Raw genomic sequence first — 10,692 nt, 5'->3', positions numbered from 1 at the left:
CCCCTCCTCCAGCACCACCCCGCCCCGGCGCACCTGGCGCACCCGGCCCAGCACGCGCGACGACGGCAGCGGCGGATCCTCCGCGGGCGAGTTGTCTCCCTTCAGCGACAGCACGCCGGCGTCATGGCGCCGCACCCGGTGCAGCACCAGCGCATGGTCGAAGCGCGCCAGCACCACCTCGCCCGGCCTCGCAGCCCCCTCCAGCGGCTCCACGCCCGCCAGGTCTCCCGAGCGCAGCGACGGCCACATGCTGTCCCCGCGAACGGGAACCCAGCGCAGCTCGGTCGGCATGGCGGAAGTGGAAGACTCTCGTGACATCGTAGGTGGGGCAGTCTACCCGACCGGGAGTATCACCGCGAGTACACATCACCCCAATCCGCCAAGCGTTCCCAGGGGTTACACGCCTGCCTGCTATTCACGGAGCTTGCGGGAAGTGCCCGGATTTCCCGGCGCCTCCCGCTCCGTCGTCGGAGTCTGGGAGGCACCGGGAGCCACGACGTGTCAGGTCGGGCCCGCCTGGGCAGTGGCCAGCCGGGCGGCGCGCAGCGTCTTCGCCACGTCGTCCAGGGCCACGGGGATGGCGTCGCCACCGGCCATGGGCTTCAGCTTCGCCTGGCCGCTGGTGCGCTCGGCCTCGCCCAGCACGAGCGTGAAGCGGGCACCGCTCTTGTCGGCGCGCTTCATCTGGCTCTTGAGGCTGCCGCCGCGCGTGTCGAAGTCCACGCGCAGCCCCTCGCGGCGCAGGCGGCTGGCCAGCGCCAGGGCGGCGTCCTGCGAGCCCTCGTCCGCCACGGCCACGAACAGGTCCGGCGGCGAGGTGAAGGTGCGGCCGCTCTCCTTCAGCAGCAGCACCAGCCGGTCCAGGCCCATGGCGAAGCCGACGGCGGGCACGTCCGGCCCGCCCAGGCCCTTCATCATCTTGTCGTACCGGCCACCGCCGCCCACGGTGCTGGCGGTGCCCAGCGCGGGGTGCGAGGCGATGAACTCGAAGACGGTGCGCGTGTAGTAGTCCAGGCCGCGCACCATGCGCGGGTTCACCACGTACTTGATGCCCAGGACGGTGAGCTTGCGCTGCAGGTCGTCGAAGTGCGCGCGGCACGGCTCGCACAGGAACTCGAGCACGTTGGGCCCCGCGGCGGCCACCGCCTGGCACGTCGGGTTCTTGCAGTCCAGCACGCGCAGCGGGTTGGTCTCCATGCGCCGCTTGCAGTCCTCGCAGAGCTCCTCACGGTGCGCCTGGAGGTACTCCACCAGCTTCGCGTGGTACGCGGGCCGGCACGCCTCGTCCCCCAGGGAGTTGAGGTTGAGCGTGACGTCCTTCAGCTCCAGCGCCCCGAGGAACTGGACCACCATGTCCATCATCTCGGCGTCCTGGGCGGCCTCCTTCGAGCCGTAGGCCTCCGCGCCGATTTGGTAGAACTGGCGGTAGCGGCCCGTCTTCATCCGCTCGTAGCGGAACATGGGCCCCATGTAGAACCAGCGGGTGATGGGCTCCTTGTTGTTGATGGCGTGCTCGATGTACGCGCGCGCCGCGGGCGCGGTGCCCTCGGGACGCAGGGACAGGCTGCGGCCACCCTTGTCGTCGAAGGTGTACATCTCCTTGCCGACGATGTCCGTCTCCTCGCCCACGCTGCGCACGAAGAGCCCGGTGTCCTCCGCCATGGGCGTGCGGACCTCGCCGTAGCCGAACCGGCCGAACAGCTCGCGCGCCAGTCCCTCCACGTGCTGCCACAGCTCGATCTCCCCGGGGAGGAGATCTCTCATGCCCTTCACGCCTTCAATCTGCCGGCTCACTTGATGACTCCGATGCGCCGGCCCATGCGGACCTCGGCCTCTTCCTTGAGGCTGTCGTCCCAGATGACGCGCTGGGGCTCGAACAGGAGGATGACGGTGGAGCCCATCTCGAAGCGGCCCAGCTCGCCGCCCTTCTCCACCTGGAAGCCCGAGTCGTACTTGTGCACCTTGCCGGGCTTGCCCGTGTGGGTGATGACCTCGTCGTATGCCGCCTTGATGCGCGACACGCAGGTGGCGCCCACCTTCACCACGGCGCACTTGCCCGCCACCGTGTCCAGGTACGTGACGAGCCGCTCGTTGACGCAGAACAGGGACTGCTTGTTCTTCACCGACGCGGGGTTCACCGGCCAGAACTCACCGGGGATGTACGCGTAGCCCGTAATCGTGCCGCCCAGCGGCGCGTGGATGCGGTGGTAGTCGCGCGGGGACAGGTAGATGGTCGTCCAGGCGCCGCCGTGGAACGGCTTCGCGGCCTCCTTGTCACCCAACAGCTCGTCCACCGTGTACTCGATGCCCTTGGCCTGCAGGCACCGGCCCTGGTCCGAGTAGCCCACCTGGGACACGCGGCCGTCCACGGGGGACACCACCACCTTCTCGCCCGGGTCGATGGGGCGCAGGCCCGGCTTGAGGCCGCGGGTGAAGAACTCGGCGAAGGTGGGGTAGCGCTCGAGCGCGTGCTCGGCCTCCTCCATGTCCACGTTGTACGCCTTGGCGAAGGCCTTCATCGCCATGCGGTGCACGGGCGCCGGAGCCGGCAGGCGCGTGGCCATGCCGACGACGGTGGAGAGGGCCGACTTGGGCAACAACTGCATCAACTTCATGAAGGTCTGTTCGTTCATTCGGCTTCGTACCGCGCAAGAGGTCGCGAGGAGTCGCCGCGCGGGCGGGCCGGCGCGGCGGAAGAAAGGCTGGGTGTATTAACGGCCGGCGTCCGCCGCGGGGGTGGGCGCCGGGCCGCCATCCGCCGTGACTGTCACGGTGCGAACGGCGCTCTTCGGTAACAGCGTCAGCACCTTTCCCTCTTCGATGAGCAGCACCACGTCCACATGCCCGGGGTACTCCAGGCGGCAAGACGTGCGGTCGGCGAGCTCCCAGGTCTCCCGCACTCCCCGCCCTTCCACCTGGATGGGTGCGTCGCGCCGGAAGCAGCCCCGGAAGCCGGCGACCAGCTCGGAGGCAGGGGTGCCCGCCTGGGGGCCGGTGGACCCCGCGTCCGGGGGGCCGGCGTCCGGAACCTCTTCGGCCGGGGGCGGAGTCTGCTCGCGCGTGGCGTCCTCGAACGCGCCGGACGTCACCGGAGGCACCTCGCGGGCGGTGGCGATGGCCTTCTCCCGGGCGTCAGCGTCCTGCTGCATGCGCTTGCGGCCCTCCCGGATGCGCTGGAGCAGCTCCCGGGCGCCCTGGGCATCCAGGCTGTCCGCCGGCACGCGCTGCAACTGCGCCTCGATTTCCCCAATCTGCGGGTCGAGGAAGGCGCCATCCAGCTTCTGCGCGTACAGGGTGCTGAAGCGGCGCGACGCTTCTTCGTAATCAGCGGAAGGGCCCGAGTCGCGGCGGCAGGCCGACGGGGCCAGCGCGAGCAGCGCGGCCGCGGCGATGCCCACGAAGGGCCGGAGGGTGGCTCGAAGGACCTGGGTGCGCACGGTGCGGGTTTATTTCATTTCCCCGCGCCTGTGCCGACTTTTGTGCGCGGCGCCCTACACCCCGAGGAACAGGCGCTTGCCGAAGTTGAGTGCCAGGTCCGCGTCGAAGATCTTCTGGGCGGACGTCTCGATGTCGTACTCCACGCGGACGTACTCCACCGTGCGCGCGTCGGTGTCGCAGATGACGAAGCAGGCCCGGTTGTCGTAGTCGCGCGGCTGGCCCACGCTGCCCACGGAGATGATGTACTTGTAGCCCTTCCGGATGCCGAACTTCTGGGCCACCACGTCGTTCACCTCGCCATTGCCGATGGCGAAGGCGCGGCACAGGTGGCTGTGCCCGATGAACGTCACCTCGGGCAGCTCCGCCACGTAGGGCGTCAGCTCCCGCGCCTGCTCCAGCGCGAAGATGTACTCGTACGCCTTCGGGTCGATGGGCGAGCCATGGCAGAAGCCCACGTCCCCAATGCGGTACGTGTACGGCAGGCTCCGCAGCCACATCATGTTCTCGTCCGTGAGGACGTTGGCGGACCAGTCCAGCGCGTGCCGGGCGGCGTCGTAGTAGTACGAGTAGTCCATCCGCCCCGCCACCGCCGCGTCGTGGTTGCCCAGCAGCGTCACCTCCGCCACCGAGCGGACCAGATCACAGCACGGGTTGGGCGAGGCCCCATACCCGACGATGTCCCCCAGTGAGACGAAGCGATCCACCTTCTGATGCTCCGCCACGCGGAGCACTTCGGTGAGCGCCTCGATGTTGGAGTGGATGTCGGAGATGACGGCGATACGCATGGGAGCCTCGGTGGGGGGACCGGGTCAGCCGGCCCAGCCGACCTTCACCTGGTGTTGCTGCTGCTGGGCTATCATCTGCCGGAGCCGTCCCAGGGTTTCGCCATCCAGGGACTCGAAGCGCAACCCCATGCCGGGAGGGAACGCCCGCTCCTCTTCCTCCCGAAGCCATACGACAACCGCGTTCGCATGGATGTCCGCGTCTCCGGCATGCGTCAGCCGGACGACAGCGCGCGCCCCGCGGGCCAGGGGCGTGCTCGTGCGCAGGAAGAGGCCGCCCTCGCTCAGGTTGGTGATGCGCGCGTAGAGGGTGATGTTGTCACCCTCGCACCAGCAGCGAAGCTGGGTCGGTATCCGCGTGTGCTTTCGGTTTTCGCTCAACCCGCTTCCTTCTTCCGGCACTGGATCAGCAGCCTACGGAGGGGGTGAATCCACCGTCAAGTTCGAGGGTGTGATTCTCCCCCACCCCGGGCTGGCCGCTCAGCGCTCCAGGGGCCCCAGGTCGTCGAAGTGGGTGAGCTTGCGGAACTCGGCGAAGCGGGCGTGGATTTCGGGGCGGGTGACTTCGCGCAGCCGCTCCAGGCTGAACTTCTCCACGGTGAAGGAGGCCATGACGCTGCCCATCACCATGGCCCGGCGCAGCAGCGCATTGTCCACGGGGCCCGGCGAGGTGGCCAGGGTGCCCATGAAGCCGCCGGCGAAGGTGTCCCCGGCGCCGGTGGGGTCGAACACCTCGGCCAGGGGGAAGGCCGGGCAGGCGAAGATGTGGTCCTGCTCGAAGAGGAGCGCGCCGTACTCGCCGCGCTTGATGACGACGCGCTGGGGGCCCATGCCGAGGATGGCGCGGGCGGCCTTCACCACGTTGTGCTCCCCGGCGAGCTGCCGCGCCTCCGCGTCGTTGACGAACAGGAGGTTGACGCGCTTGAGCGTCTTGAGCAGCGCCGGCTTGCTGCCCTGGATCCAGAAGTTCATCGTGTCCGCGGCCACCAGCTTCGGGGCGCGCACCTGGTCCAGCACCTGCGACTGGAGCTCCGGGTGGATGTTGCCGAGGAAGACGTAGGGCGTGTCCCGGTACGACTCCGGCAGCTTCGGCGAGAAGGCCTGGAAGACGTTGAGCTGGGTGTCCAGCGTCTGCGCCTCGTTCAGCTCGTAGCCGTAGCGGCCTTTCCAGCGGAACGTGCGGCCAGACTCCCGGGTGAGCCCCTCCAGGTCGATGCCCCGCCCCCGCAGGAAGTTGACGTGCTGCTCGGGGAAGTCCTCACCCACCACCGCCACCACCCGCACGGGCGTGAAGAACGAGGAGCAGGTGGAGAAGTAGGTGGCGGAGCCGCCGAGGATGTCCTCCTTGCGCCCGAAGGGCGTTTCCACGGAGTCCAGAGCGACGGAGCCGACGACGAGAAGGGACATGCGAGCTTCCTGGGAGAATGCCGTGAAAAACGCACGGCGATCCCCGGGAACCCCGTGCCGTAGCCGGGTACGCCGTTTCACGCCTTCCGTCAAGCTTCGAACGGAAGGCGGGCGGGCGCTCAGGGCGTGGGGATGCCCGTGAGGGTGACGATCGCCTTCAGGTCGTCGTCGGTGAAGAAGACGCCGGCGCCCACGAAGAAGTCGCGGCCGGCGATCAGCCGCTGCGTCGTCAGGTCGCGCTGCTGGGCGTTGAGGATGTCGTCCATGCCGGCCACGACGAACAGGTGGTCGAACGCCTGGGCTCGCAGCGTGGCGCGCAGGCGCGGGTAGCGCAGCTCGTCCACCGCGAAGTTGAAGGCGTCCAGCTTCAGGGTGAGCGTGTCCTCGAAGAAGTGCAGGTCGGCGCCCACGCCACCGGTGGACTCGATGAGGCCCGCGCGCAGCGTGGTGAAGTACCAGCGCTTGGCGAACTGGAGGCTGAGCTTCAGGCTCTCCTTCGTCACCTTCTGCGTCTGCGTGACGGGGTCCCCCTCGGACGGCGGGTTGGACTGCACCACCTGGGTTGTCACGGTGCCGCGCGGGTCGTCCACCAGCTCCAGCAGGTAGTACTTGTCCGGCTTGGGGATGAGGCGCGCGGAGAAGAAGTTCTTCGAGCGGCCCTGCGCGGCCAGGTAGGTGGACTGGATGCCCACCTCCATCTGGAGGTCGGTGAGCCTGGCGGCGAAGCGGGCCACGTCCTGCACCGTCTCGCGCACCTCGCGGCCCACGCTCTCGTCGGCCAGCAGCACGCCCGCGGCGCCCTCGCCGTCCTTCACCTTGCGGGTGATCTCCTCCAGGTTGCCCAGCGTGCTGTCCAGCTTGTTGAGCGTCTGCTTCAGGCCGGCGACCGTCTCCTTCACGTCGCCCTCGCCGGTGCCGACGATGTTCTTCACGCTCGCCAGCACCTCGCGCACGTCGCGGGTGATGAACTCGATGTTGTCGACGATGCGGCCCACGTCGGCCTGGTTGCTCTGGGTGATGCCGCGCACGTCCTGCGAGATGCCCTCGAAGTTGACGAGGATGGAGTCCAGCCGGTCCGCGTTGCGGCGCACGGTGGCGTCCACCGAGTCCGACAGGCGCACCAGGTTCTCCACGATGCGCTGCAGGGAGCCCTGGCCCTTCTCTCCGCCCAGCACCTCGCGCAGCGCGCCCGTCACCTGCTGGATGTCGGAGGTGATCTGCGACAGGGACTCGAACACCGCCTCCATGCCCGCGGCGTCGATGACGCGGCGGATCTGCCCACCGTTCTCCAGGTTGGGCGCGCTCTCCGTGCCGGGGTTCAGGTCCAACAGGTAGTCGCCCAGGAGCGACTCGGAGCGCTTGGTGACGACGGCGTCCTGGCGCAGGTCCACGTCGTTGCGGATGCGCAGGAACACCTTGGCCCGGGTGCCCTCGAGCGTGATTTCGTCGATCTCTCCCACGGGGATGCCGGCGATCTGCACGCGGCCGCGCACGGCGAGGCCGGAGGCATCCCGGAAGTACGCCCAGACGCGCAGGGACTCGCTCTCGCTCAGTCCACCCTTCTGCGCGAACAGGATGAAGGTGACGAAAAAAGCACCCGCGGCGATGACCAGCAGGCCAACACGGAACGGCGTGACGAGCTTCTTCACCTGATGTGACTCCGAGGGCTACCGGCCGGGCGCGACTCTAACGTTTTGCATCCGGAGTGCCACAAATTCCTGGGGGGGCCCCTACCCGCTCCCACCCGGCAGGCGGCCTAGTTCTTACCGAACCACGTCTGCAGGAAGACCTTCACGGCCGGATGCTCCGACTCCCGGACCTGCTCCGGGGGGCCGTTCTCCACGATGACGCCCTTGGAGAGGAAGGCAATCTGATCCGCCACGTTGAAGGCGGAGGCGATGTCGTGGCTGATGACCACGCTGGTGACGCCCAGCCCCTCCTGCGCGGCCAGGATCATCTCGTCCACGTAGTCGGTGGTGATGGGGTCCAGGCCGGTGGTGGGCTCGTCGTAGAGGACGATCTTCGGGCCGAGGATGGTGGCGCGGGCCAGGCCCACGCGCTTGCGCATGCCGCCGGACAGGTCCGAGGGGAACTTGGCCTCCACCGCCGGCTTGAGGCCCATGAGGTCCAGCCGGGCGCGCACCTTCTGGCGGATGACGTCCTCGGAATCTTTCGTGTGCTCGCGCAGGGGGAAGGCCACGTTCTCGAACACCGTCATGGAGTCGAAGAGGGCCGCGGCCTGGAACACCATGCCGAACTTGTTGCGGACCTCCTGCAGCTCGCGCACGCCCATGGGGACGATGTCCTGCCCGTCGATGATGACCTTGCCGCTGTCCGGCTTGAGCAGGCCGATCATGTGCTTCATCAACACCGTCTTGCCGGAGCCGGAGCCACCGAGGATGACGCACGTGCTGCCCGCGGGCACCTTGAGGTTGATGCCGGTGAGCACCTTCGTCGTACCGAAGGTCTTGTGCAGGTCCACGACCTCGATCATCGGCGTCGAGGACGGGTCGGGGGCGGGCCTCTTCCTGGAGCTGGAGTCGGACACGGCCGTCATTGCCACAAGAGGCCGAGGATGAAGTCGAGGATGAAGATGGACAGGGCGCTGGACACCATGGCCTCCGTGGTGGCCTGGCCCACGCCCTTGGCGCCGCCGGAGGCGTTGTAGCCCTTGTAGCAGCAGATGAGGGCCACCGAGAGGCCGAAGACGGCCCCCTTGATGAGCCCCTGGAAGATGTCCCCGGGAACGAGCCACTGCTGGGTGCGGGACAGGAAGGTGCCCGGGGAGATGCCCAGCACCCCCACGGCGATGAGGTAGGCGCCGGCCATGCCCGTGGTGAGGAAGAGCATGGTGAGGGCCGGCACCATGAACAGGCCGGCCAGCACCCGGGGCACCAGCAGGTACTGCACCGGGTTGACGGCCATGGTCTCCAGCGCGTCCACCTGCTCGGTGACGCGCATGGTGCCCAGCTCCGTGCACATGGCGGACCCGGCGCGCATGGTGACCATCAGCGCGGAGAACACCGCCGCCAGCTCGCGCGAGAGCGTCAGCGCCACCGTGGGGCCCACGAGGCTCTCCGCGTCGAAGAGCGCGAAGGCGGTGGACGTCTGGAGGGCGAACACCATGCCGGTGAACGTGCCCGTCAACGACACGATGAAGATGGAGCCCACGCCCACGAAGTCCAGCTGGGCGAAGAGGTTGGCCAGCCGGAAGGGAGGCCGGACGCTCCACCGGACCACGTCCAGCAACAGCATCATCATGCCCCCGAGGGTGCTGACGCCGTCGATGAGACCCTTGCCGAAGCTGGAGATGGACTGGGTGAGGATTCCAGGCTCGCGAGGCGGGGCCGGGTTGCTGGGGGTCTGCGTGGTCATTCGGTCTTGAACCTACTCTTACGTGAGCGGCGGGTGCGCACAAGGGAAGTGATGGCCGGGGGGCGGAGACGGTGTGTGCAGCTCACCCCCGATGGCCCGGTGGGGAGGCGGGCGTCGAAGACACTTCCTCCCCTTGGAGTGAAGCCGTTATGTTCCGCCCCCCTTTCCTTCCATGCCCGGCGCTCCTGGCGCGGGCCGAGAAACAGACGAACCCATGGCAACTCATAAGGTCGGCGGCGAGGTGGACGCGCTCTGCACCCGCTGCAAGCTCACCCTCGCGCACACCATCCTGGCGATGGTGGGGACGAAGATCGCGCGGGTGCGCTGCAACACCTGTGGCGGCGACCACGCCTACCGTGCCGCTCCCGGCGTCACGGATCGCCCCTCCTCCAGCAGCACCACGCGGGCCGCCCGCGCCTCCAGCGGCTCCTCCTCGGCCTCGGCCAAGGCGGAGAAGATCATCATCTCGTTCGAGGAGCAGCTCGCCAGCAAGGACGTGGCCAACGCGCGGCAGTACAGCCCGAAGGAAACGTTCCAGATGGACGAGGTCATCAAGCATCCCACGTTCGGCACGGGCTTCGTGACGGCCGTGCGCGGCGACAAGGTGGACATCACCTTCCGGACGGACACCAAGACGCTGGTGCACGGCCGGGGCGGGGCTCCGGCGGAGAAGCCGGCCTTCAGCCCGCCCACCGCCAAGGCCACCGGCCCGGCGGACAAGCCCCTTCCGGCGGAGTCCGCTCCTGGCTCCGGAGCGGACGGGGAGGCGCCGACTCCGGGCGGGGATTGACCCGGTGGGGATGGAGGGGTGAAGTCGATGCCACGTCCGTGAGCATGCGCCCGCTGCCCCTCCTCCTGCTCCTCCTCGCCGCGCCGGTGGCGCTCGCGGCCCCGTCGCCGGTGACGGCGTCCTGGTCCCCGGAGCGGGTGGTGCTGGGGCAGGACGCCCAGGTGACGGTGGAGGTCCACGTCCCTCCCGGCTCCGGCCCCGTGCGCGGCGTCGCCTCGTCGGGTGGCTTCACCCAGGACCGGGTGGAGGGCGGCGAGGTGCGCACCTTCCAGTGGACGCCCCCGGACGTGCGCCACCCGCTGCTGGCCGTGCTCGCCTTCTGGCTGGAGGGCGGCACGGCGCCGCCGGAGCCCGCCGTCCTGCGGATTCCCCTGCTGGGCAAGACGCGGCTCGACGTGTCCACCGCCGCCGGAGCCGACGTGGTGGTGGAGGTGGGCGGCACCCGCTTCGGGCCGGTGCGCGCGGATGGCCGCGGCAGGGCCCGGGTGCCGGTGGAGGTGCCCCCGGGCGTGCGCGTCGCGCAGGTGCTGGCCAGCCACGACTCGCGCAACACCCACGCCACCATTCCGTTGGATCCGCCCGAGGCCGCGCCGCTCGCCGCCGCCTTCACGCCCACGCCCCTGGACTCCGGCACGGTGGGCTGGCTGCTGGTGGCCGGTGAGTCCGGCCTCCGCTCGGACACGCTGGAGGTCTCCGCCGAGGGCGCGACGCTGTCCGCCGCGCACGGCGACTCGCCGCCGCGCTACCGCGTCACCCCGGGCGCGGAGTCCACCACCATCGCCGTGACGGTGCGGCGCAGGGGGCACAAGGACACGGTCCGCGCCGAGACACCCGTGGCCCCGAGGGCCGTCGCGCGGGTGGAGCCCTCCCCTCGTTCGCCGCCCGCGCTGGGGGTTCCTC

The 10,692-nt window shown here is 69.3% G+C and carries 11 protein-coding genes and 1 pseudogene; 2 read left to right on the top strand and 10 right to left on the bottom strand.

Features of this window, described 5'->3' with window-relative positions; all coding sequences use genetic code 11:
* The 10 genes from HG543_RS46385 to HG543_RS46340 all read right to left on the bottom strand — a co-directional run.
* Positions 1-291, bottom strand: a 291-nt coding sequence (locus HG543_RS46385) for a S24 family peptidase (protein ID WP_246357786.1), incomplete at its 3' end; no start/stop codon positions are given.
* A gap of 210 nt (positions 292-501) precedes the next feature.
* Complete coding sequence (hisS, locus tag HG543_RS46380; protein ID WP_211194628.1) at positions 502-1,764, bottom strand: histidine--tRNA ligase; 1,263 nt, start codon at positions 1,762-1,764, stop codon at positions 502-504.
* A 26-nt stretch (positions 1,765-1,790) separates the two neighbouring features.
* Positions 1,791-2,633, bottom strand: coding sequence for an archaetidylserine decarboxylase (gene asd, locus HG543_RS46375; RefSeq protein WP_169351385.1), 843 nt, complete (start codon positions 2,631-2,633; stop codon positions 1,791-1,793).
* Positions 2,634-2,711: 78 nt separating this feature from the next.
* Positions 2,712-3,437, bottom strand: coding sequence for a hypothetical protein (locus tag HG543_RS46370; RefSeq protein WP_169351384.1), 726 nt, complete (start codon positions 3,435-3,437; stop codon positions 2,712-2,714).
* 54 nt (positions 3,438-3,491) lie between these two features.
* Entirely contained in the window at positions 3,492-4,223 is a 732-nt protein-coding gene (locus tag HG543_RS46365; protein WP_169351383.1) for a metallophosphoesterase family protein, read from the bottom strand.
* A gap of 24 nt (positions 4,224-4,247) precedes the next feature.
* A complete protein-coding gene (locus HG543_RS46360; RefSeq protein ID WP_211194627.1) occupies positions 4,248-4,601 on the bottom strand; it encodes a TIGR02266 family protein in 354 nt (117 codons plus the stop codon).
* A 99-nt stretch (positions 4,602-4,700) separates the two neighbouring features.
* Positions 4,701-5,627 (bottom strand): PfkB family carbohydrate kinase, encoded by a 927-nt coding sequence (locus HG543_RS46355; RefSeq protein ID WP_169351381.1) that lies wholly within the window; start codon positions 5,625-5,627, stop codon positions 4,701-4,703.
* Positions 5,628-5,746: 119 nt separating this feature from the next.
* The gene (locus HG543_RS46350) at positions 5,747-7,276 is read right to left on the bottom strand and encodes an MlaD family protein (protein ID WP_169351380.1); all 1,530 of its coding nucleotides are present in this window, start codon (positions 7,274-7,276) and stop codon (positions 5,747-5,749) included.
* 107 nt (positions 7,277-7,383) lie between these two features.
* A complete protein-coding gene (locus HG543_RS46345) occupies positions 7,384-8,121 on the bottom strand; it encodes an ABC transporter ATP-binding protein (protein WP_169351387.1) in 738 nt (245 codons plus the stop codon).
* A 59-nt stretch (positions 8,122-8,180) separates the two neighbouring features.
* Positions 8,181-9,002 (bottom strand): MlaE family ABC transporter permease, encoded by an 822-nt coding sequence (locus HG543_RS46340; RefSeq protein WP_169351379.1) that lies wholly within the window; start codon positions 9,000-9,002, stop codon positions 8,181-8,183.
* Positions 9,003-9,216: 214 nt separating this feature from the next.
* Here HG543_RS46340 and HG543_RS46335 point away from each other — a divergent pair, with 214 nt between their 5' ends.
* A complete protein-coding gene (locus tag HG543_RS46335) occupies positions 9,217-9,792 on the top strand; it encodes a hypothetical protein (protein WP_169351378.1) in 576 nt (191 codons plus the stop codon).
* Positions 9,793-9,836: 44 nt separating this feature from the next.
* A pseudogene (locus HG543_RS46330) lies at positions 9,837-10,692 on the top strand (hypothetical protein); the annotation flags it as partial.

The sequence above is a fragment of the Pyxidicoccus fallax genome, assembly GCF_012933655.1.
Lineage (GTDB): Bacteria > Myxococcota > Myxococcia > Myxococcales > Myxococcaceae > Myxococcus > Myxococcus fallax.
The sequence above is the reverse complement of the archived record's forward strand: the minus strand, read 5'-3'. Positions and strand labels throughout refer to the sequence as shown.

Coding starts and splice junctions, on each gene's coding strand:
- hisS (WP_211194628.1), bottom strand. CDS start 1,764: ATGAGAGATCTCCTCCCCGGGGAGATCGAGCTGTGGCAGCACGTGGAG.
- asd (WP_169351385.1), bottom strand. CDS start 2,633: ATGAACGAACAGACCTTCATGAAGTTGATGCAGTTGTTGCCCAAGTCG.
- HG543_RS46365 (WP_169351383.1), bottom strand. CDS start 4,223: ATGCGTATCGCCGTCATCTCCGACATCCACTCCAACATCGAGGCGCTC.
- HG543_RS46355 (WP_169351381.1), bottom strand. CDS start 5,627: ATGTCCCTTCTCGTCGTCGGCTCCGTCGCTCTGGACTCCGTGGAAACG.
- HG543_RS46345 (WP_169351387.1), bottom strand. CDS start 8,121: ATGATCGAGGTCGTGGACCTGCACAAGACCTTCGGTACGACGAAGGTG.
- HG543_RS46340 (WP_169351379.1), bottom strand. CDS start 9,002: ATGACCACGCAGACCCCCAGCAACCCGGCCCCGCCTCGCGAGCCTGGA.
- HG543_RS46335 (WP_169351378.1), top strand. CDS start 9,217: ATGGCAACTCATAAGGTCGGCGGCGAGGTGGACGCGCTCTGCACCCGC.